This is a genomic window from Streptomyces sp. So13.3, assembly GCF_005860785.2.
GTDB classification, from domain to species: domain Bacteria; phylum Actinomycetota; class Actinomycetes; order Streptomycetales; family Streptomycetaceae; genus Actinacidiphila; species Actinacidiphila fildesensis.
The window spans coordinates 4088424-4109479 of sequence record NZ_CP048835.1; the positions used below are offsets into that span (position 1 = coordinate 4088424).

Annotated in this window: 16 protein-coding genes, 1 other RNA gene and 1 pseudogene; 2 read left to right on the forward strand and 16 right to left on the reverse strand. The window is 71.8% G+C overall.

The features are described from left to right. Window positions 1-25: 25 nt before the first annotated feature. The 5 genes from C8250_RS18465 to C8250_RS18485 all read right to left on the reverse strand — a co-directional run bounded on the left by C8250_RS18465 (window position 26) and on the right by C8250_RS18485 (window position 5114). Window positions 26-1396, reverse strand: coding sequence for a (2Fe-2S)-binding protein (locus tag C8250_RS18465; RefSeq protein WP_138356573.1), 1371 nt, complete (start codon window positions 1394-1396; stop codon window positions 26-28). Beyond that, window positions 1393-2286 carry an FAD binding domain-containing protein gene (locus tag C8250_RS18470; protein WP_138356572.1) on the reverse strand — a complete coding sequence of 298 codons (894 nt, stop codon included), beginning with the start codon at window positions 2284-2286 and terminating at the stop codon, window positions 1393-1395. Before C8250_RS18470 ends, C8250_RS18465 begins: the two co-directional genes overlap by 4 nt. A 263-nt stretch (window positions 2287-2549) precedes the next feature. Beyond that, window positions 2550-4178, reverse strand: a complete 1629-nt coding sequence (locus C8250_RS18475; protein ID WP_138356571.1) for a beta-N-acetylhexosaminidase — start codon at window positions 4176-4178, stop codon at window positions 2550-2552. 61 nt (window positions 4179-4239) lie between these two features. Continuing rightward, window positions 4240-4524, reverse strand: coding sequence for a DUF3039 domain-containing protein (locus tag C8250_RS18480; protein WP_138356570.1), 285 nt, complete (start codon window positions 4522-4524; stop codon window positions 4240-4242). An 11-nt stretch (window positions 4525-4535) separates the two neighbouring features. Further along, entirely contained in the window at window positions 4536-5114 is a 579-nt protein-coding gene (locus C8250_RS18485) for a YqgE/AlgH family protein (protein ID WP_138356569.1), read from the reverse strand. Window positions 5115-5391: 277 nt separating this feature from the next. On the opposite strand from C8250_RS18485, the gene murA reads away from it, so the two are divergent. Then, window positions 5392-6732: a UDP-N-acetylglucosamine 1-carboxyvinyltransferase gene (gene murA / locus C8250_RS18490; protein ID WP_138356568.1), complete on the forward strand. Its 1341-nt coding sequence runs from the start codon at window positions 5392-5394 to the stop codon at window positions 6730-6732. Window positions 6733-6833: 101 nt separating this feature from the next. Here the strand turns inward: murA and C8250_RS18495 are convergent, their stop codons facing one another. From C8250_RS18495 to C8250_RS18525, 7 genes and pseudogenes are all read right to left on the reverse strand, one after another. Beyond that, complete coding sequence (locus C8250_RS18495) at window positions 6834-7115, reverse strand: HU family DNA-binding protein (protein WP_007264399.1); 282 nt, start codon at window positions 7113-7115, stop codon at window positions 6834-6836. A gap of 165 nt (window positions 7116-7280) precedes the next feature. Continuing rightward, on the reverse strand, window positions 7281-8714 hold the full coding sequence (locus tag C8250_RS18500; RefSeq protein WP_138356567.1) for an NAD-dependent malic enzyme: 1434 nt from the start codon (window positions 8712-8714) through the stop codon (window positions 7281-7283). A gap of 404 nt (window positions 8715-9118) precedes the next feature. After that, window positions 9119-11449 carry a UvrD-helicase domain-containing protein gene (locus C8250_RS18505; protein ID WP_138356566.1) on the reverse strand — a complete coding sequence of 777 codons (2331 nt, stop codon included), beginning with the start codon at window positions 11447-11449 and terminating at the stop codon, window positions 9119-9121. A 220-nt stretch (window positions 11450-11669) separates the two neighbouring features. After that, a pseudogene (locus C8250_RS18510) lies at window positions 11670-12313 on the reverse strand (ABATE domain-containing protein). 125 nt (window positions 12314-12438) lie between these two features. Continuing rightward, window positions 12439-13566, reverse strand: a complete 1128-nt coding sequence (locus C8250_RS18515; RefSeq protein ID WP_244809827.1) for a uroporphyrinogen-III synthase — start codon at window positions 13564-13566, stop codon at window positions 12439-12441. Window positions 13567-13865: 299 nt separating this feature from the next. Further along, a complete protein-coding gene (locus tag C8250_RS18520) occupies window positions 13866-15245 on the reverse strand; it encodes a nitrate/nitrite transporter (RefSeq protein WP_138357580.1) in 1380 nt (459 codons plus the stop codon). 99 nt (window positions 15246-15344) lie between these two features. Then, window positions 15345-16376 carry a LysR family transcriptional regulator gene (locus tag C8250_RS18525; RefSeq protein ID WP_138357581.1) on the reverse strand — a complete coding sequence of 344 codons (1032 nt, stop codon included), beginning with the start codon at window positions 16374-16376 and terminating at the stop codon, window positions 15345-15347. Window positions 16377-16598: 222 nt separating this feature from the next. Here C8250_RS18525 and C8250_RS18530 point away from each other — a divergent pair, with 222 nt between their 5' ends. Then, the gene (locus tag C8250_RS18530; RefSeq protein ID WP_244809829.1) at window positions 16599-17798 is read left to right on the forward strand and encodes an MFS transporter; all 1200 of its coding nucleotides are present in this window, start codon (window positions 16599-16601) and stop codon (window positions 17796-17798) included. Window positions 17799-17826: 28 nt separating this feature from the next. On the opposite strand, the gene ssrA is transcribed toward C8250_RS18530, so the two are convergent. From ssrA to ftsX, 4 genes are all read right to left on the reverse strand, one after another. Beyond that, window positions 17827-18216: a transfer-messenger RNA gene (gene ssrA, locus C8250_RS18535) on the reverse strand. 145 nt (window positions 18217-18361) lie between these two features. Beyond that, window positions 18362-18841, reverse strand: a complete 480-nt coding sequence (smpB, locus tag C8250_RS18540; RefSeq protein WP_138357582.1) for an SsrA-binding protein SmpB — start codon at window positions 18839-18841, stop codon at window positions 18362-18364. Window positions 18842-18859: 18 nt separating this feature from the next. Further along, on the reverse strand, window positions 18860-20044 hold the full coding sequence (locus tag C8250_RS18545; protein ID WP_138357583.1) for a S41 family peptidase: 1185 nt from the start codon (window positions 20042-20044) through the stop codon (window positions 18860-18862). A 67-nt stretch (window positions 20045-20111) separates the two neighbouring features. After that, entirely contained in the window at window positions 20112-21029 is a 918-nt protein-coding gene (gene ftsX, locus C8250_RS18550; protein ID WP_138357584.1) for a permease-like cell division protein FtsX, read from the reverse strand. Between the last annotated feature and the right edge of the window lie 27 nt (window positions 21030-21056).

A 21056-nucleotide genomic window follows, 5' to 3' on the forward strand; every position in this document is an offset into this window, starting at 1 on the left:
CGTCGGCCCGGGATCGTACGGCGGGTCACGCGGTGCCTCCCGGGTGGCTGCCGTGCGGCCCGCCCTGGTGCGGGATCCGCGCCCCGTCGGCAGTGTGGTCCGAGTGCTCGGCGGCGGTGGCCTCGCGGGACGCCACGACGTCCTGGACGGCGTCCAGCACACCCCGGTAGCCGGTGCACCGGCAGAGGTTGCCGCAGATGGCCTGGCGGGTCTCCAGCTCGGTGGGCTTGTGGTTGCCCTCCAGCAGGTCGTGAACGGTCATCGCGAGGCCGGGAACGCAGAAGCCGCACTGCACGGCGCCGCACTCGGCGAGCGCGCGCTGCACGTCGGACGGCTGCCCGTCGTCGGACAGCCCCTCGACGGTGCGGACCTCGCTGCCCGCCGCGGTCGCGGCCGGCACCAGGCACGAGGCGACGAGCCGGCCGTCGACCTGTACGGAACAGGCTCCGCACTCGCCCTGCTCACAGCCGTCCTTCGCGCCGGCCAGGCCGAGCCGCTCCCGCAGGACGTACAGCAGGGACTCACCGAGCCAGGCGTCGGTCACCGGCCGGTCGGCGCCGTTGACGCGCAGCACGTAGGAGGCGAGCGGGTGTTCGCTGTGCGCCTCTTCGGGCGCCGGCTCCTCGTCGTCCGCCGCCGCTTCGGTCTGCTCCGGGTGCTCCGCGTGCTCCGCGTGCTCGACGGGCCCGTCGGAGGGGCTCTCCGCCGCCTCCTGGTCGTCCTCGGTCACCACGACGGACTCGGCTCCGGGGACCGCCCCCATGGCGCCCACGGGGTACTCGCCGGACTCGTCCGCCGCGTCCTCCGCGACGAACGGCAGGCTCCAGTGCCCGGCCCCGTCGGCGGGCGGCATCGCGCCGGCGGTGGCGGACGGCGGGTGCTCGGCGAAGTACGGGTGCCGGGCCGCCGGGTCCTGTGCGTCCAGCGGCCGCGCGTCCTCGCCGGGCCCGTGGCCGGCCGGCGGGTACGGTCCGGCCGGCTCGCCGCCGTGCTCGGCGACGGCCTGCGCGCTGAGGTCGTGCCCGGCGTTACCGGCCGGCGGCCGGGCCGCGGTCGCCGCCGCGCCCTGGCCGAACTGCCCGGCGCTGAACGGCCGCGGGGCGGGCGCGTCGGGCCGGGAGTGCGTCTCGTCGGGGTGCCGGCCGGCCCACGGCGCGGTGAAGCCGTCCGTGACGGCGCCCAGGGAGTACTCGCCGGACTCCTCCACCGGGTCGGCCGCGACGAGCGGGATCGACCACTGGGTCGCCGCGTCGCCCGCGTCGGCCACCGGCGGCAGCATCGCCGCGAAGGAGACGTGCATGGTCTGGTCGGGGTCGTAGTCCCCGCCGCCCGGCACGGGCTGCCAGGTGCCCGGGGTGAGCGGGGTGCCCGGCTGCGGCTGCGGCTGGTCGGTCATGCCAGTGCCCTCCCGAGCGCTCGGCGGGCCAGCGCCGCCACGGTGCGGCGCAGTTGTACGGCGGCGGGCGGCAGCTCGACGGCCTCGGCCCCGTCCGGCCCCGGCACGGGGTCCGGGATGCACGCTCCGGCGACGTACTCGCCGAAGGCCGTGCACGCCTCGGGGGCGAGCAGCCGGCCGCCGTCCCAGTCGATCAGTCCCGCGACCCACCGCTCGGCCTCCAGCGGCCGCAGCGGTACGGGCGCCACCGCGCCCACCGCGCAGCGCACCCCGCGCCGGGCGGGGTCCAGGACGACGGCGACCGAGGCCAGCGCCCGGCCGGGGCCGGTGCGGCCGGTGGCCTTGAGGAACGTCTGCGGCGCGTGCAGCAGCGGTACGCGCACGAAAGCGAGGAGCTCGCCGGGGCGCAGCGGGTCCATCCCGGTCAGCAGATGGCTGACCGGCAGTTCCCGGTTGCCCCCGGGGCCGGCCAGGATGACGCTCGCCTCCAGCGCGGCCAGCACCGGCAGTGCGTCGCCGGTGGGCGCGGCCGTGGCGATGTTGCCGCCGAGGGTGCCCGCGTTGCGGATCTGCGGTGGTCCGGCCGCGCGGGCGGCGGCGGCGAGCGCCGGGATGAGCGCGGCGAAGTCGGGGCGGCCCATCCGGGCGTGGGTGAGGCCCGCGCCGAGCAGGGCGTGGCCGTCGGCGTACTGCCAGCCGCGGATCTCGCTGATCCGGCCCAGACCGACGAGCCCGGCCGGCCGCAGCAGCCCGGAGTTGACGGCCGCCATCAGGTCGGTGCCGCCGGCCACGGGCACGGCGCTGGGCGCGGCGGCGAGCGCCGCCACCGCCTCGTCGAGCGAGGACGGCAACGTGACGTTGCGTGCCGTCTGCTGTGCATTCGTGCTCACGCAGCTGCCCCTTCCCGGCTCTCCGCCGTGCGGTAGCCGTACCGTACGTGCTGACAGCCCGGACGTGGCAACTCTGGCACATGTTCCGCGATGGTCAACGCGAGGGTCCGCGAAGTGCGGGCCTGCCCTCCACGGGAGGGGATGCCCCGTTCTGTCGGGTATCACCCCAGTGTCGGGATTAACGCTCTTCGAGGGTGTTGCGAAGATACGCCAATCCACCGTGCCAGGCCCGCCCTTGCGGGGGACAGATGTTGCGGTATTGCTCACACGATCGGGGGTGGTCCGTCGATCGGGCGTCCGAGTACACCCGGGCGCCGCTGCCACGGCAGCGGACCACCGGGCGGGCGGTACTCCACACCGAGCGCGTCAAGTCGTGCGTAGTGGACTTCCATTCGGCGCTCGAAGTCCGGCCAGTCCCGCTCGGCGGGCGCGGGCAGCTCCGACCAGGCCACCTCGGCGACCGCCGCCAGCCGCGGGAACACCATGTAGTCGACGACCCGCGGTGAGTCCATCACCTCGGTCCAGGCGTTGGCCTGGGTCCCGATGACGTGCGCGGCCTGCTCCTCGGTGAGCTCCGCGGGCACCGGCTCGAACCGGTAGACGTCCTCCAGGGTGCGCACCCGCGCGATCGGCACCGGCTCGTCGGCCCGGTCCGACTGCCGCCAGTCCAGATAGACATGCGACTCGGGGCACATCACGACGTCGTGCCCGGCCCGCGCGGCGGCGATCCCGCCCTCGTAGCCCCGCCAGGAGGAGACGGCCGCACCAGGAGCCAGGCCGCCTTCGAGGATCTCGTCCCAGCCGATCAGCCGGCGGCCGCGCTCGGCGAGCCAGCCGTCGAAGTGCCGGATGATCCAGCTCTGCAGCTCGTCCTCACCGGCCAACCCCAGCTCCTTGATCCGCGCCTGCGCGGCCGCGGAGGCGCGCCACTGCTCCTTGGGGCACTCGTCGCCGCCGATGTGGAAGAACTCGGACGGGAACAGGTCGAGCAGCTCGGTGAAGACGCCCTCGTAGAAGCGCAGGGTGCTGTCGGCGGGGGCCAGCACATTGGGGTTGACGCCCCAACTGGTCAGCACGGAGAGCGCGCCGGTGTCGACGACGTCGGTGTTGCCCAGTTCGGGATAGGCGGCGATGGCGGCCTGCGAGTGCCCGGGGATGTCGATCTCGGGCACCACGGTGATGTGCCGCTGCGCCGCGTAGGCGACGATCTCGCGGATGTCGTCCTGGGTGTAGTAGCCGCCGTGCGGCCGCTCGTCCCACAGCTCGGACTCCCGCAGCCCCACCTTGGTGCGCTCGCGCCAGGCCCCCACCTCGGTGAGCAGCGGGTAGCGCTTGATCTCCACGCGCCAGCCCTGGTCGTCGGTGAGGTGCAGATGCAGCACGTTGAGCTTGTGCGCGGCCATCAGGTCGAGATAGCGCAGCACCGCGTCCTTGGGCATGAAGTGCCGGGCCACGTCGAGCATGAAGCCGCGCCAGCCGAAGCGCGGTGAGTCCTCGATGTGGCAGAACGGGATCCGCCACTCGCGGCCTTCGAGCGGTGCGCGCCGGAAGGCGTCCGGGCCCAGCAGCTGACGCAGCGTCTGCGCGCCCCAGAAGACGCCCGCCGGGCCGCCGCCGTAGAGATGGACACCGGTCGGCGACACCATGATCCGGTAGCCCTCGGGGCCGAGATCGTCGGTGACCATCTCGGCGACCGTGATCCTGATGGCGTCGGTCTCCGAGCCGTTGCCCGGCGCGAGGCGGTGACCGGTGGCCGCTCCGAGTTCGGAGCGCAGCCATCTCTCCGCCCGCTCCGTGCCCGGCCCGGCGGCCAGCACCGTGTCAGGTCCGAGGACGAAGAACTCGTCCCCCGAGTCGTCGGACACCTGGCGCGGGGCGGGGATCAGATCCATGACCGACATCCTGCCCCGCCGGCACCGAATTGGCATAGACCAATCAGGCGTAGACCTGCGGTCAGTTCTTGCCGCTCTTGTCCTTGTCGCCGCCACCGAGGGGCATCGTCTCGAAGATCTCTTTGCACATCGGGCAGACCGGGTACTTCTTCGGGTCCCGTCCCGGCACCCAGACCTTCCCGCACAGCGCTACCACCGGAGATCCGGAGAGCGCACTCTCCATGATCTTGTCCTTCTGGACATAGTGTGCGAAGCGCTCGTGGTCGCCATCGCCGTGCGACACCTGCGGGGTCGGCTCGACGAGGGTGCCAGTACCGGCCCCGCGTTCGGGCTCAAGAGTGCTCATAACCGTCAAGCCTAATTGAGCGACGGGTCGTCCGGGTACGTGGCCACCATCGCCAATTCATTGCGTTGCCGCCTGAGCACGGAGCGCCACAGCCGTTCCGGGTCCGGTGAGGACACATCACCCGGTTCCGACTCCACGACGTACCAGGCGCCGTCGACCAGTTCCGCCTCCAGCTGACCCGGCCCCCATCCGGAGTAGCCGGCGAAGATCCGCAGGGATCCCAGCTCCGCCGCGAGCAGTTCCGGCGGGGCCTCCAGGTCCACCAGGCCGATCGCGCCGTGCACCCGCCGCCAGCCCAGCGGGGCGTCGTCCCCGTCGTCCCAGGACTCACCGGGGACCACGGCCAGCCCCAGGGCGGAGTCCAGCGAGACGGGGCCGCCCTGGAACACCACCGGAGGTGACCCGGCGAGCACCGCCCACGGCTGGAGTACATCGCCCACCCCGACCGGGGTCGGTCGGTTCAGCACGACGCCGAGCGACCCCGCCTCGTCGTGGTCGAGAAGGAGTACCACCGCACGGTCGAAATTCGGGTCCGCCAGAGCCGGCGTCGCCACGAGCAGCCTGCCGGTGAGCGAAGTGACCTCCGTCATGGTCAACATGATCCCGCATCCCGGGCCGTCGCGGGGTGCCAACGACCGGCCCCGGCGTAATCGCGCAGCGTGCGGGCAGTCGAGCGGTGGGCCCCGCCGGCCCGGGGTGCCCTGTACCGGCTGGTAACCAGACGGGCCGGAGCGGCTGTAGCGAAGTCATGACACAGCTGGCGCCTCCTGGGCTTACAGGAGTTCCCTGTAGGCGCATTACCATTTCTTCTTGGTGCCTGCGGGGACCCCGCCCATTTTTATGACTGTCTCCAGGAACGCGAGATCCATGACCGACGCTTCCGACGTACTGCTTGTCCATGGCGGAACCCCGCTCCGGGGCGAGATCCGTGTCCGCGGCGCGAAGAACCTCGTGCCGAAGGCCATGGTCGCCGCCCTCCTCGGCAGCGAGCCGAGCCGACTGCGCAACGTGCCCGACATCCGCGATGTCCGCGTCGTGCGCGGGCTGCTCCAGCTGCACGGCGTAACGGTCCAGGCCGGTGAGGAACCGGGCGAGCTGGTGCTCGACCCCTCGCACGTCGAGAGCGCCAACGTGGCCGACATCGACGCGCACGCCGGATCCTCCCGGATCCCGATCCTGTTCTGCGGCCCGCTGCTGCACCGCCTCGGGCATGCCTTCATCCCGGGCCTGGGCGGCTGCGACATCGGCGGCCGGCCGATCGACTTCCACTTCGACGTGCTGCGGCAGTTCGGCGCGACCATCGAGAAGCGGCCCGGCGGCCAGTACCTGGAAGCCCCGCAGCGGCTGCGCGGCTGCAAGATCACGCTGCCGTACCCGTCGGTCGGCTCGACCGAGCAGGTGCTGCTGACGGCCGTGCTGGCCGAGGGCGTCACCGAACTGTCGAACGCGGCGGTCGAGCCGGAGATCGAGGACCTGATCTGCGTTCTGCAGAAAATGGGCGCGATCATCTCGATGGACACCGACCGGACGATCCGGATCACCGGCGTCGACAAGCTCGGCGGCTACAACCACCGCGCGCTCCCGGACCGCCTGGAGGCGGCCTCCTGGGCGAGCGCGGCGCTGGCCACCGAGGGCAACATCTACGTCCGCGGGGCCCAACAGCGGTCGATGATGACGTTCCTGAACACCTTCCGCCGGGTCGGCGGCGCCTTCGAGATCGACGACGAGGGCATCCGCTTCTGGCACCCGGGCGGCCCGCTCAACGCCATCGCGCTGGAGACGGACGTCCACCCCGGCTTCCAGACCGACTGGCAGCAGCCGCTCGTGGTGGCGCTGACGCAGGCGTCCGGCCTGTCGATCGTCCACGAGACGGTCTACGAGTCCCGGCTGGGCTTCACCTCGGCGCTCAACCAGATGGGTGCGCACATCCAGCTGTACCGCGAGTGCCTGGGCGGCTCCGCCTGCCGGTTCGGCCAGCGCAACTTCCTGCACTCGGCGGTCGTCTCCGGCCCCACGAAGCTGCAGGGCGCCGATCTGGTCATCCCCGACCTCCGCGGCGGCTTCTCGTACCTGATCGCCGCCCTGGCGGCCCAGGGCACCTCCCGGGTACACGGCATCGACCTCATCAACCGCGGCTACGAGAACTTCATGGCGAAGCTCGCGGAGCTGGGGGCCAACGTCGAGCTGCCGAACCCCGTGAGCGTCTAGCACTCCCCCGGACGGGCCCGCGGGCCCGTCCGGAGCCCGGACACAGCAAGGGCGGCCATCCCCCCGGGGGGATGGCCGCCCTCTGCCTTGCCAGTCGGGAACTACTTGCCCTTGGCGGCTTCCTTGAGCTTGGAGCCCGCGGAGACCTTCACGCTGTAGCCGGCCGGGATCTGGATCGGGTCGCCGGTCTGCGGGTTGCGCGCGGTGCGAGCGGCACGGTGGGTGCGCTCGAAGGTCAGGAAGCCGGGAATGGTGACCTTCTCGTCGCCCTTGGCGACGATCTCGCCGACGGTCTCGGCGAGAGCGGCCAGTACGGCGTCGGCGTCCTTACGGGTCACCTCGGCGCGCTCGGACAGAGCGGCCACCAGCTCACTGCGGTTCATATCTTTACTCCCGTGTTCTTTCTGCCAGGGGGGCGCGAGCTTGAAGCTGATGCTGCCTCACTGCCCGAGTTGCATCCTGCCCCCATATATGGGGGGAAAGCCAATCCGGCACCCGAGCGAGTCGCTGAAAAAGCGGCTCGGATGCGTTGCGATGACCCAGTGTCGTCACACAGTGGCCGTCGAGTCGGTTGCCGCGCCCATCGCCTTTGCCGCCTTCTGAACGGCTCCCGCGACGGCGCCCGCCACCTTGTCGTTGAAAACGCTGGGAATGATGTAGTTCGCGTTCAGCTCGTCCTCGCCGACGACATCGGCGAGAGCGTGCGCGGCGGCCAGCATCATCTCGGTGTTCACCGTACGGCTCTGAGCGTCCAACAGGCCGCGGAAGACACCAGGGAAGACCAGGACGTTGTTGATCTGGTTGGGGAAGTCGCTGCGGCCGGTGGCGACCACCGCGGCGGTCTGCCGGGCCACCGCCGGTTCCACCTCGGGGTCGGGGTTGGCGAGGGCGAAGACGATCGCGCCCTGGGCCATCGCGGCGACATCGTCGCCGGTCAGGACGTTGGGGGCGGAGACGCCGATGAAGACGTCGGCGCCGCGCACGGCCTCCTTGAGGGTGCCCGTGATGCCCTCAGGATTGGTGTTGTCGGCGATCCAGCGCAGCGGCGACTCGGGGTCGGCGTCGACGAGGTCGGGGCGTCCCGCGTGCACGACACCGTGGATGTCGGCGGAGACCGCGTGCTTCACGCCGGCGGCGATGAGCAGCTTGAGAATGGCCGTACCGGCCGCGCCCGCACCCGACATGACGACCCGTACGTCGCCGATGTCCTTGCCGACGACACGCAGCGCGTTGGTGAGTGCGGCAAGCACCACAATGGCGGTGCCGTGCTGGTCGTCGTGGAAGACCGGGATGTCCAGCATCTCCCGCAGCCGGGCCTCGATCTCGAAGCAGCGCGGCGCGGAGATGTCCTCCAGGTTGATGCCCGCGAAGCCCGGCGCGATGGCCTTCACGATCGCCACGATCTCGTCGGGGTCCTGGGTGTCGAGGCAGATCGGCCACGCGTCGATGCCGGCGAAGCGCTTGAAGAGCGCCGCCTTGCCCTCCATGACCGGCAGGGCGGCCATCGGGCCGATGTTGCCCAGGCCGAGCACCGCGGAGCCGTCGGTGACGACGGCGACGCTGTTGCGCTTGATGGTGAGGCGGCGGGCGTCCTCGGGGTTCTCGGCGATGGCCATGCACACGCGGGCGACGCCCGGGGTGTAGATCATCGAGAGATCGTCACGGTTGCGGATGGGGTGCTTCGACTGCATCTCGATCTTGCCGCCGAGGTGCATCAGGAACGTACGGTCGGAGACCTTGCCGAGGACGACGCCCTCGATGCCGCGCAGCTTCTCGACGATCTCGTCGCCGTGCGCGGTGGACGTGGCCGCGATGGTCACGTCGATCCGGAGCTTCTCGTGGCCGGAGGCGGTCACGTCAAGACCGGTCACCGACCCTCCCGACGACTCCACCGCGGTGGTGAGCTGGCTGACCGCGGTCCCGCTCGCCGGGACCTCCAGCCGTACCGTGATCGAGTACGAGACGCTTGGCGCCGTTGCCATCCTGACGACCTTCTTCCGCTGCCTGCTGGTTCAAACGCTCTGCCGCTCGATCGTTGCACCTACTGGCCGGTACGCGTAACCGTGACCTTGGCAACGGAAAGATACTTCCACCATGCGAGAAACAGGCTGAATTTTCAAGCCCGGACTGTGACCTTGAGCAAATTCCGGGTTGTCGGCAGATGCGGGAAGCAACCCACGGGACGGTTTGTTAGCCTGGGTACGGCACCGGCTCGATCCAAGCCCCCGGGCCCAACCTTAGGCGCTTCGAGCGCCCACTTGCCGCGAGGCGAGCATGGCGGGTCGGTGTCACCAACGTCCGACGGGCGCCCCTCTCACGAGGGGCGCCCGTCGTCGTTCCACCAGCACCGTCCGGGACCCGCTCAGGTCCCGGACGGCGGCTGCCGTCAGTCCCGCAGCAGGTCCGGGACACCGGACCCGTCCGGGCTGTCGCGCTCACCTGAGAGCACCGTGAGCCGCTGGGTGGCGCGGGTCAGCGCCACGTAGAGCACCCGCAGTCCGGCCGGCGACTCGTCGGCGATCTCCGCCGGGGAGACCACGATCGTCGCGTCGTACTCCAGGCCCTTGGCCTCCAGGCTGCCCAGCGCCACCACCCGTTCGCCGAGCCCCGCCAGCCACTTGCGGGCCTGCCCGCGGCGGCCCATGGCCACCACGACGCCGACCGTGCCGTCCACGTCGGCCAGCAGCAACTCGGCCTCCGCGCGCACCGCCGCGCCCAGATCGGCGCCGGCCACCGCGAAGCGCGGCACCAGGCCGGTGGAGCGCACCGCGCGCGGCGACTCCATGCCGGGCATCGCCAGCTGCAGCACCTTCGCCGCCAGATCGGCGATCTCCGACGGGTTGCGGTAGTTGACCGTCAGCGTGAAGCGGCGGCGCGGCCGGCTGCCGAGCGCCTCCTCGCGCGCCTGGGCGGCCTCGTCGGGATCCGTCCAGGAACTCTGCGCCGGGTCACCGACGATCGTCCAGGTCGCGGTCCTGCCGCGGCGGCCGACCATCCGCCACTGCATCGGCGTCAGGTCCTGCGCCTCGTCGACGATGACGTGCGCGTACTCGGTCCGCTCCTCGTCGAGCCGGTCCGCCCGGTTGCGGCGGCCGCCGCCCATCCGGTCGGCCGAGGTGGTGACCTCGTCGAGACCGGTCAGCATGTCCAGCGGGTCCGCGTCGCGCTTCTTCGGGCGCGGCGGCGGGCCCAGCAGCGTCTCCAACTCGTCGAGCAGCGCCACGTCGTGCACGGTCACACCGTCGCGGCGCAGCGAACGCGCCACCCGGCGCACCTCGGGCGGGGTGAGCACCCGGCGCGCCCAACGGCCGAGCCGCTTCTCGTCGGCCAGCGCCGCCAGCACCCCGCGCGGGGTGAGGATCGGCCAGTAGGCCTGCAGGAAGTCCAGGAACTCCGGCTCCGTCGAGATGTCCTCGTCGAAGCCCTGGCGCTCCTCGGCCGCCAGCTCCTGGTCGTCGAAGCGGCGTCCGGCCTTCCGCCACAGCGCGTCCAGCAGCAGCCTGCGGGCGCGCGGGCGCAGCAGGTTCACGGGGGCGGTGCCGCCCAGCACGTTGTGCCGGATCGACGACAGCTCCTGCTCGCCCAGCTCCAGCCGCCGCCCGAAGGCGACGACGCGCAGCGTGGTGCGGGAGACACGCTGCTCGGCCCCGTTCTCCTCCTCGTCGTCCTCGAAGAGCGCGGCCTGCTGCTGCGGCCTGCCCGCCTGCGGGGCCTCCAGCGCGCCGCGCGCGGCGTTGCGCAGCACCTTCAGCATCCGCAGCGAGCCCTTGATGCGGGCGACCGCGGGCTCGTCGTACGTATCGGCCTCCACGCCGTCGACGAGCGAGCCGACGGCGCGGATCGCGACCTGGCCCTCCTCGCCGAGCGACGGCAGGACGCCCTCGGTGTACGCCACGAGCAGCGGCGTCGGGCTGACCACCAGGATGCCGCCCGCGTACCGCCGGCGGTCCTGGTAGAGCAGATACGCGGCGCGGTGCAGCGCGACCGCCGTCTTGCCGGTGCCGGGGCCCCCGGTGACCTCCGTGACGGACGCGGCGGGCGCCCTGATCACCATGTCCTGCTCGGCCTGGATGCTCGCCACGATGTCGCGCATCGTGTGGCTGCGGGCCTGCCCCAGGGCGGCCATCAGCGCACCGTCACCGACCACCGGCAGCCCGGTCTCCAGCTCCGGGCGCAGCAGGTCGTCCTCCACCCCCAGCACCCTGCGGCCCTTGGACCGGATGACGCGGCGGCGCACCACCCGTCCGGGGGCGACCGGTGTCGAGCGGTAGAACGGCGCGGCCGCGGGCGCCCGCCAGTCGATCACCAGCGGCGCGTAGTCGGCGTCCAGGACGCCGATGCGGCCGATGTGCAGCACTTCCGCGATCTTCGCGGCGTCGTTGACGACGGCGTCGTCCGCGGGTTCGAGCGAGGTGAACGCGCCGTCGGCGCCACGCTTTCCGTCCTTGCCCTGCAGCAGGTCGATGCGTCCGAAGAGGAAGTCCTCGAACTCCGCGTTGAGCCGGTTGAGGTGCAACCCGGCGCGGAACACCTGCGCGTCGCGCTCCGCGAGCGCGCCGGGTGTTCCCACCTGACCGCGTTTGGCGGCGTCATCCATAAGGAACTCGGCTTCGTGGATCTTCTCCTCGAGCCGGCGGTACACCCGGTCCAGGTGCGCCTGTTCGACGGCGATCTCCACGTCCCGGACCCCCCCGGGCGCTGCGGTTTGCGCGGCCACGCAAGACCCCCTTCTCCTGTGCGTTGAGAGCGCTCCGTGCGGGTTCGGCTACACGCACGGGGCAGCCTGCAACCGTACGCGACCCGCACCCCCCTGCGCACCACTCCGCCTGCGACGGGCTTGCGATTCCCCACCCCGGCCGATGACGCGGCCGATCGTCGGCCGATCCGGACGGACCGAGGGTGGGTGGACGGTGGGTGGGCGATGGACCGTCGCGCGGTCAGGCCTGGGCGGCCACCGCGCGGCGGCGGTGGCGGGCGACGCGTTCCCGGTTGCCGCAGATCTCGCTGCTGCACCAGCGGCGCCGCCGTCCGCGCGACGCGTCGAGGTAGACCAGGGAGCAGCTCTCCCCTCGCACTGCCGCAGCTGGGCCCGTGCGGCGGGGTCCGTGAGCAGCTCGACGGCGTCGCGGGCGACGGCCGCGAGCAGGGCCCCGCAGTCGGGCTGCGCGGCCAGAGTGCGGACGAGGGTGCCGTCCGGCGCGGACCGGGCGCTGGGCGCGGGCGGTGCTGCCAGGGCGGCGGCGTTGAGCCGGGAGACGTCGGCGGCCGTGGGCGTCGTCGGCAGCGGCTCGGCGGGAACGTCCGGAGACGGCGCGTCGGCCGGCGGGGTCGCCAGCTGGGTCGCCACGACGCGCCGCAGCACGTCCCGCAGCACCAGGAAGCGGCCGAGCCATGCCGCGTCGACGGCCACCGCCGTACCGCTCGGGACGAGCCCGGTGCCGTACAGCCATTCGGTGAGGCGGCGCGGCGAGTCGAGACGGTCGACGGGCTCCTCGGAGAGGCGTCCGGTGACCGTCGCGAGGAGGTCGAGGCTCACCCGCCCGGTGTCGAATCGAAGCTCGGAGGAGGCCGTAACCGTCATGTGCCTGTCACCCTTCCAGCCGCCGCCCGTCACCCGCTGCCCCCAGAGTGCCCCGCCGGGGCCACCGGGGCTAGGTCAAGGGACGGGCCGGTGGGCAGGTGGATGGACGGGCCGGTGGACGGGGTCTACTCCTCCCCCGCGTACTTCTCGTCCGTCAGCGGGTCCAGTGCCAGCCGGTAGCCCCGCTTCACGACGGTCTGGATGAGTTTGGGCGCCCCCAGCGCCGTCCGCAGCCGGGCCATCGCGGTCTCGACGGCGTGCTCGTCGCTGCCCGCGCCCGGCAGGGCCTTCAGCAGATCCGCGCGCGGGACGACCCACCCCGGCCGCCGCGCCAGCGCGCGCAGCAGCGCCATGCCGGCGGGCGGTACGGTCCGCAGTTCGCCGTCGACGACGGCCGCCTGGCCGCGGATCTCGACGCGGCGGCCCGCGACGGGCAACGCCCGTACCCGTCCCGGCAGTTCGGCGGCGATCAGCTGGACGAGCGGGCCGAGCCGGAAGCGGTCCGGCTGGAACGTCGGGATGTCGTGGGCCTCCAGGGGGAGGGCGGTGACCGGTCCCACACAGGCCGGCAGGACGTCGTGCCGCAGCGCGTCGAGCAGCTTGTCGAGCCGGCCGAGCCGGTCGGCGCGTTCCAGCAGCGAGGCGGCCGCCGGGGCGCTCGTGAAGCTCACCGCGTCGAGCGACCGGGCGATCGCCGCGTCGATGAGCCGGTCGACCGGCCCGATGTCCTCCGGCGGCATCCACCGGTACACCGGTACGCCGACGACCTCGGCACCCGCCGCCCGCAGCGACTCGATGAAGCCGGGCAGCGGCTCACCGTGCAGCTGGACGGCGATCCGCCGGCCCACCACCCCCTGCTCCAGCAGCCGGTCGAGCACCTCGGCCATCGACTCGGAGGCGGGCGACCAGGTCTCCGTCAGCCCGGCCGCCCGGATCGCGCCCTTCACCTTGGGCCCGCGGGCCAGCACCTCCACCCCGCTCAGCCGGGCCAGCAGGGCCTCGCCGAGGCCCCAGCCGTCGGCGGCGCCGATCCAGCCGCGGAACCCGATCGCGGTGGTGGCCACCACGATGTCCGGTCCGTTGTCGAGCAGTTCCTTGGTCGCCGAGAGCAGTTCCGCGTCGTCCAGCAGCGGCACGATCCGCAGCGCGGGCGCCCGCAGCACCACCGCCCCGCGCCGCTCCAGCAGCGCGGCCAGCTCATCGGCCCGGCGGGCCGCCGTCACCCCGACCGTGAAGCCTGCCAGCGGCAGCACGGAGGCAGCCGCGGCGAGTTTCCCGGGCGCCGTGACGGGTGCCGTGGTGTCGGTGGGCTCGGCCGACGGCGCCCGGGCACCGTCCGCACCCTGTTCTGTCTTCCGCACCTGCATGGCTTGCCCCGCTCCGCTGGAGGTACACGTACCTGGTGGCCCCCGCCGCCGGTGGATGGTCACGTCCGGCCGATCCGCCGGTCGGACGCATCGTGCCAACACGGGGTGACGGGCGGGGATCGCCAGGATTTCCCGGGTGTTACGCCCGTATCCCGTATCCCGGACCCTGGCGCGGCCGGGCCCGCTCACACCTCCGCGTAGCTCAGCTGCGGCGCCGGTTCCGCCGCCGGGGAGAGCGCCGGCGGAGCGGCGGGACGGCGGAGGTATACGGCCCAGGTGAGCGCGAAACACACCGCGTAGAAGGCCAGGAAGGAGACGAAGGCCGGGGTTCCGGTGTGCGCGGTGAGGAAGGACTCGCGGAACGCCAGGTTGATGCCGAGGCCGCCGAGCGCGCCGACCGCGCCGATCAGTCCCATGGAGGCCCCGGAGAGCCGGCGCCCGTACGCCGCGGCCGCCTCACCGCTGAGGCCCTTGGCGAGCGCCTTGGCGTGGTAGATGCCGGGGATCATCTTGTACGTCGAGCCGTTGCCGAGCCCGGTGAGCACGAACAGGGCGATGAATCCCGTGGTGAAGACCGGCAGCGACTTCTGCACGGAGGCGAGCACGACGACGAGCGTCGCGGCGGCCATCCCGAGGAAGTTCCAGAGCGTGATGCGCGCTCCCCCGAACCGGTCCGCGAGGCGCCCGCCGACCGGACGGATCAGCGAGCCGAGCAGCGGCCCGATGAAGGTGATCGAGGCGGCCTGCAGCGGGGTGCGGGCGAACTGGTTCTGCAGCACGAGGCCGAAGGCGAAGCTGTAGCCGATGAACGAGCCGAAGGTGCCGATGTAGAGGAAGGACATGATCCAGGTGTGGGCGTCCCGCACCGCCTCCCGGGCCGCACCGGTGTCGTTCCTGACCGGCGCCAGGTTGTCCATCCGCAGCGCGGCCAGCGTCGCCGCGATCACGATGAGCGGGATGTACACCCCGAGCAGGATCCGCGGGTGCGCGGCGCCCGCCGTACCGATCACCAGGAGCCCGACGAGCTGGATCACCGGCACGCCGATGTTGCCGCCGCCCGCGTTGAGGCCGAGCGCCCAGCCCTTCTTCCGGAGCGGGAAGAAGGAGTTGATGTTGGTCATGGAGGAGGCGAAGTTGCCGCCGCCCACCCCGGTGAGCGCCGCCACCAGCATGAAGGTGGTGTACGAGGTGCCGGGCTTCATCACGACCGCGGCCGCGATGGTGGGGAGCAGCAGCATCAGCGCGCTGAAGACCGTCCAGTTGCGGCCGCCGAAGCGCGCCACGGCGAACGTGTACGGGACCCGGACGAGGGCGCCGACCGCGGTCGCCGTGCCCACCAGGAAGAACTTCCCGGCCGGGTCGATGCCGTACTGGGGGCCCATGAAGAGCACCAGGACCGACCACAGGGTCCAGACGGAGAAGCCGATGTGCTCGGACAGGACGGAGAAGAGCAGATTGCGGTTGGCGGTCCTGCGTCCGCCGTTCTCCCAGAACTCGGTGTCCTCCGGATCCCACTGCTCGATCCAGCGGCTCCCCTTGCGCGTTTCCGTAGCGGTGGCATGCATTACGCCTCCAGGCCCTGCCGGTGTCGGGTGTCGTCCACGACAGTAGGAACGGCCGGTTACCGCCCGATGGCCCGAGGTGACGCGGGGGGAACCATGCACTCACCCGGCGCCGGGGGGCGCTGTGAGACGCGCGTCGGGATCGGGGAGCACCGCGGGACGCGCGTCGGGATCCGGGAGCGCCGCGAGGTGCGCGTCGGGATCCGGGAGCCAGCTGCCGGCGGGCCGGTGCAGCCAGCGTCCGGCCGCCGCCAGGGCGGTCACCGCCTCGTGCAGGGCGGTCAGCCCGGGGTGGCGCAGCCCGCGGCGCCAGACCATCGAGACCAGGGCGAGCGGAACGGGGTCCACCAGCGGCCGGAGCACCGCGCCGGGCATGTCGACGAACTCGGTGGTGGCCAGTACCGGCCAGCGGTGTTTCGCCACCAGCCGGATGAACTCCGCCTCGCCCTCGATCTGCGGGAAGGGCGCGGCCACCGCGATCCCCCGGCCCGCGAAGAGCCGCTCGGCGAGATCGGTCCACTCGGCGGTGGTCGGATTCCCGGCCCCCGCGTACAGCGTCTCCCCCGCGAGCGCGTCCAGCGGGATCCGCTCCAGGCGCGCGAGCGGGTGCTCCTGCGACAGGACGACGGCCATCGGCTCGTAGCGCACCGGCCGGTGGTCGAGCCGGGACAGGGCGGCCGGGGCCAGCCCCGCGACACGGCCGAAGGAGACGTCCAGCCGGCCGGCGAGGATATCGGCGGCGGCGCCGGTGAGACCGCTGTGGAAGCGGGCGATCAGCTCGCTGCCGGGAGCCGTCGCGCGCGCCTCGTCCAGTACCCGGCGCCCGGTGCTGACGGGCGCGCTGACGTCGACGAGCAGCGGCCGGTCGGCCGCCGCGAAGGCCGCGGCGAGCTCGTCCTGTGCCGCGAGCACGCGCCGCGCGTAAGGAAGAAGCCTTTCCCCGTCGGCGGTGAGTTCGACGCGCCGGGTGGTGCGGACGAACAATTCGGCGCCCAACTCCCGCTCCAACCGCCGGATGTCACGGCTGAGGGCCTGTTGCGCCACATAGAGCGCCGCCGCGGCACGGGAGAAATGCAGTTCCTCGGCGACGGCGGTGAATGCGCGCAGCAGGCGGGGTTCCAGGTCATGAGGCACGCGGCCATTGAACACCGGCCCCTCGCCCGAAGCCATTGACAACACAAATGCGTCAATGGCCGCCGATCAGGTGTTGGACCGCGACGGGAGCCCGCCACGAAGCTGATCGCATGCACCGTCCCGCACCGCTGCTGCTCATGGCCCCCGGCGGCACCCTCATCGCCGCCGACCGCACCGTCAACCACCCCGACGCCGTCCGGCCGCTTCGGCGCCTACCGGCGGATCTTCGCCGCTCCGGGCGCCACCGCCTTCACGGTGGGCAGCCTGCTGTCCCGCGCCCCGATGGGGATGTTCGGCGTCAGCCTGATCATCATGATCGCCACGACCCGCGGCTCCTACGCCCTCGCGGGCGCCGTGGCCGCCGCCGGCATGGCCGCGACCGCCGTCCTCGCCCCGGTCGTAGCCCGGCTCACCGACCGGTACGGGCAGGCCAGGATCGCCGTGCCCGCCACCGTGTGGTCCGTGGCGGCCTGCCTCGTCCTGCTGCTCTGTGTGCGCTACGACGCCCCGTCCTGGACGCTCTTCGCCGCGTACACCGCCAGGTCCACGTCCCCGAACACCGGCGGCATGGCCCGCGCCCGCTGGGCGCACCTCTACCGGGACGACCCCGCAGCCCGCCATGTGGCCAACTCCTTCGAGCAGGTCGCCGACGAGCTGTGCTTCATGCTCGGCCCGGTACTGGCCGCGTTCCTGTGCACGGCGCTCTTCCCCGAGGCGGGCATGCTGGTCGCGAACGTCCTGCTGCTCAGCGGGGTACTGCTCTTCGCCGCCCAGCGCGGCACCGAGCCGCCCGCCCCCGGACGCTCCGCGGCCCGTAGCGGCTCCCTGCTGCGGGTACCCGGCCTGCCGGCCCTGCTGGCGGTGTTCTTCTGCACCGGGGTGATCTTCGGCTCGCTGGAGGTCACCACGATCGCCTTCGCCGACGCCCGCGGACACGCGTCGGCGGCCGGCGCCGTCCTCGCCCTGCAGGCCGCAGGCTCCGGCACCGCGGGCCTGTTCTACGGCCTGTCCAAGCCCACCGGACCCGCCACGGCCCGCTTCGCGGCCTCGGTGGCGGCGATGGCCGCCCTGATGACCCTGCCGCTGCTCGCCGGCGGGCTGCCGGCGCTCGCCTGCTGTCTCTTCCTCGCCGGCTGCGCCACCGCCCCCACCATGGTCAACGGCATGACCCTGGTGCAGAGCCTCGCCCCGCCGGCCCGCCTCAACGAGGGCATGACCCTCGCCGTCACCGGCATCCTGGCCGGCATCTCCACCGGCGCCGCCCTGGCCGGCACCGCCGCCGAACGCTTTCCCCCGGGCACCGGCTTCTGGCTCCCGGCCGCCGCGGGCGCACTGGCCGCCGCCCTGGCCCTTCGGGTGCACGGGAAGCGCACGGGAGGGACACTCCCGGAAAGCGCACATGAAAAAGGCCCCACCGCGTGAGCGGCGAGGCCTTCGTCATACATGGGGTTGGTGGAGATGGCGGGAATCGAACCCGCGTCCTGTGGTGCGGAATCAGGGCTTCTCCGAGCGCAGTCCGCTGTGCTTTTCTCAGCCCTGGCAATCACGCGGACAAGTTGCCAACGGGCTCAGTCACTGTTTGGTTTCCTTCAAGCCCCCGTGACCGGGTCATGAAGTTTAGTTCCCTTGATTATGCCAGGATCCAGGCCGGGAACAGCTCCTGGGCTGACACTCCGTAGAGCTTTCTCTCTAGCTACTTATTAGGCAGCGAGGGAGAAAGCGGAGGCATCGCGCTTGGTGTTGGCGATTATGTTTTGCGACATATGGTTAACGAGATCATTGCCGCTTCCTCGGCTCGCTTCCCCTGCTTCGACATCCCCAGTCGAAACCGATCATCCCCATGTTGATTTTTCAAAGTGTCACCGGCGCAGCCGGGCGAACCCGACAGATCCGGTGGCGCTGCACCCATCGTACGTGACCAACGCCTTGACGGGCCACTGCATTCCCGCGCGCCCGGGCCGGGCGCGGCACCTCGCGCGCGGGTGTCAGGCGCGCTGGCGCCTGCGGACCGCGGAGATCGCGCGGTTCGACTCCCGGGTGTCCTGCTTCTCACGCAGGGTCTGCCGCTTGTCGTACTCCTTCTTGCCCTTGGCCAGCGCGATCTCGACCTTCGCCCGGCCGTCCTTGAAGTACAGCTGGAGCGGGATGATCGTGTGGCCCGACTCCTGCGTCTTGTGGATCAGCTTCGCGATCTCGGTCTTGTGCAGCAGGAGTTTGCGCTTCCTGCGCGCCGCGTGGTTCGTCCACGTCCCCTGGGTGTACTCGGGGATGTGGACGTTGTGCAGCCACGCCTCACCGCCGTCCAGCTGCGCGAAGCCGTCCACCAGCGAGGCACGGCCCATGCGCAGCGACTTGACCTCGGTGCCGGTCAGCACCAGGCCCGCCTCGAAGGTGTCCAGGATGAGGTAATCGTGGCGCGCCTTCTTGTTCTGCGCGATCAGCTTGTGACCAGTCTCTTTCGCCATAGCGCGGCCATTCTCGCACTAGGAGGGGGGTCTGAGGCCACTCAATACTTGTCTGGCCTCCGCGACCGCCTTGTCGGAGGCTCCCGAGGGGGCCGATCCGCCGCTCACCGTGAGGTCGGGCTCTATGCCCCTGCCGTCCACGTTCCGCCCGTCGGGCAGGCTGTAGTGGCCGACGGTCAGCTCGGCGACCGAGCCGTCCGGCAGTTCGCTGGGCATCTGCACCGCGCCCTTGCCGAAGGTCCGCGAGCCCACCACGACCGCCCGGCCGCGGTCCTGCAGCGCGCCCGCGAGCAGCTCCGCGGCGCTCATGGTGCCGCCGTCGACCACGGCCACCAGCGGGGTCTCGGTGTCGCCGCCGTCGCTGGCGTAGAGGGCGCGCTGCCGGCCGTGCACGTCATAGGTGGCGACCAGGCCGCCGTCGAGGAAGACCGAGGAGACCGTGACGGCCTCGGTGACCAGACCGCCGGAATTGCCACGCAGATCGAGCAGCACGCCCCGGCTCCCGGCGCGCACCGCGGCACGTACCGCGGACCGCACCTGGCCGCCGACGCCCTTGGTGAACGCCTCGATCTTGATGGAGGTGACGTCCCCCTCCAGCTTCCCGACGGTGACGGCCTCGGTGGCCAGCACCGCGCGACGCAGCGTGATGTCGCGGTTACCGCCGGCGTGGTCCAGGCCGAGCCGGACGACGGACCCCGCGGCGTTGTCGCCGCGCAGCTCCGCCACGACCTCGGTGACCGGCTTGCCGTCCGCCCGCACCCCGTCGATCGACTGGAGCCGGTCGCCGACCTGCACCCGCGCGAGCGCCGCGGGGCTGCCGGCCTGCACCCGGGCCACCTGGATCCAGCCACCGCCGGTGCGCCGCACCCAGAGCCCGACGCCCACGTACCGGCCGTCCAGGGCCTGTTGCAGGCCCGCGTACTCCTGGGCGGTGTAGAACGAGGACCAGCGGTCGCCGCTGCGGCTGACCAGCTCTTCGGCGGCCTCCGGGCCGACCTTGCCCTCGTCGATCGCCTTGGCGATCGCGTCGGAGTCGACGACGTTGCGCGCCGGAATCCTGCTCTGCGCGGCCGACGCGGACCGGGCCGGAACCGCCAGGGTGCCGACTGCCGCGCCGGTGGCCAGCACGGCGCCGAGAACCATCGTCAGGGCGACCCCGCGGCGTGAGCCGCGGGGCGTCCCGAACATCAACCGGCCGGACATGGCGGGAAGTCTAGGCCAGAAACGGGCGCCATACGGAGAGTTGACCGCAGACCACCCGAAGCGGCACTCAGACCTTGAGGTATTTACGCAGCGTGACGAGGGCGGCGAGGGCGGGCATCAGCATGCTGACCACGAGGACCAGCGGCAGCACCTTGATGACATCGCCCCAGCCGAGGAAGTTCACCAGCGGGATCTTGTCCTGCAGCTTCAGCCCGTGGTCGATCAGGAAGTACCGGCCGGTCATGAGCATGCCGCAGGCCACACCGCCGCCGACCAGGCCCGCGAAGGCCGCCTCGGCGATGAACGGCATCTGGATGTAGAAGCCGGACGCGCCCACCAAGCGCATGATCCCGGTCTCGCGCCGGCGGCTGAACGCCGAGACGCGCACGGTGTTGATGATCAGCAGCATCGCCACGATCACCATGAAGAGCATGGTCCCGAAGGCCACCGCCGTCATACCGCCGAGCAGGTCGAAGAGGTTCTTCAGCAGCTTGCGCTGGTCCTGCACCTCCTGGACGCCCGGACGGCCGGCGAAGGCGCTGGAGACGACCTGCACCTTCGTCGGGTCCTTGAGCTTGACGCGGTACGACTCCTGCAACTGGTCAGGAGAGAGGGACCCGGCGACCGGCGAGTCCTTGAACTGCTCCTGGTAGTGCTTGTACGCCTCCTGCGAGGACTCGTAGAAGACGGTCTCGACGACCGGGAGCTTCTCCAGGTCGGCCTTGATCGCCTTCTTCTGCTCGTCCGTGACCGCGCCCTTGGAGCACGAGGGGGTGCTCTTCGCATCCGCCTTGTTGCAGAGGAAGATCGACACCTGGACCTTGTCGTACCAGTACCCCTTCATGGCGTCGACCTGCTGGCTGGCGAGCCAGGATCCGCCGGCGAGGGCGAGCGAGAGGGCGACGGAGATGATCACCGCGAAGGTCATGGTGAGATTGCGCCGGAGACCGACGCCGATCTCCGACAGGACGAACTGGGCGCGCATGATGTCCTTTCAGGGGTTGGTGGCTAT

What these genes read in the sequence shown, in the direction of transcription:
- C8250_RS18485 (WP_138356569.1), bottom strand. Translation starts at nt 5,114, where the DNA reads ATGACGGAGGTCACTTCGCTCACCGGCAGGCTGCTCGTGGCGACGCCG.
- smpB (WP_138357582.1), bottom strand. Translation starts at nt 18,841, where the DNA reads ATGGCGAAAGAGACTGGTCACAAGCTGATCGCGCAGAACAAGAAGGCG.
- C8250_RS18500 (WP_138356567.1), bottom strand. Translation starts at nt 8,714, where the DNA reads ATGGCAACGGCGCCAAGCGTCTCGTACTCGATCACGGTACGGCTGGAG.
- C8250_RS18480 (WP_138356570.1), bottom strand. Translation starts at nt 4,524, where the DNA reads ATGAGCACTCTTGAGCCCGAACGCGGGGCCGGTACTGGCACCCTCGTC.
- C8250_RS18475 (WP_138356571.1), bottom strand. Translation starts at nt 4,178, where the DNA reads ATGGATCTGATCCCCGCCCCGCGCCAGGTGTCCGACGACTCGGGGGAC.
- C8250_RS18465 (WP_138356573.1), bottom strand. Translation starts at nt 1,396, where the DNA reads ATGACCGACCAGCCGCAGCCGCAGCCGGGCACCCCGCTCACCCCGGGC.
- ftsX (WP_138357584.1), bottom strand. Translation starts at nt 21,029, where the DNA reads ATGCGCGCCCAGTTCGTCCTGTCGGAGATCGGCGTCGGTCTCCGGCGC.
- C8250_RS18520 (WP_138357580.1), bottom strand. Translation starts at nt 15,245, where the DNA reads ATGCATGCCACCGCTACGGAAACGCGCAAGGGGAGCCGCTGGATCGAG.
- murA (WP_138356568.1), top strand. Translation starts at nt 5,392, where the DNA reads ATGACCGACGCTTCCGACGTACTGCTTGTCCATGGCGGAACCCCGCTC.
- C8250_RS18495 (WP_007264399.1), bottom strand. Translation starts at nt 7,115, where the DNA reads ATGAACCGCAGTGAGCTGGTGGCCGCTCTGTCCGAGCGCGCCGAGGTG.
- C8250_RS18545 (WP_138357583.1), bottom strand. Translation starts at nt 20,044, where the DNA reads ATGTCCGGCCGGTTGATGTTCGGGACGCCCCGCGGCTCACGCCGCGGG.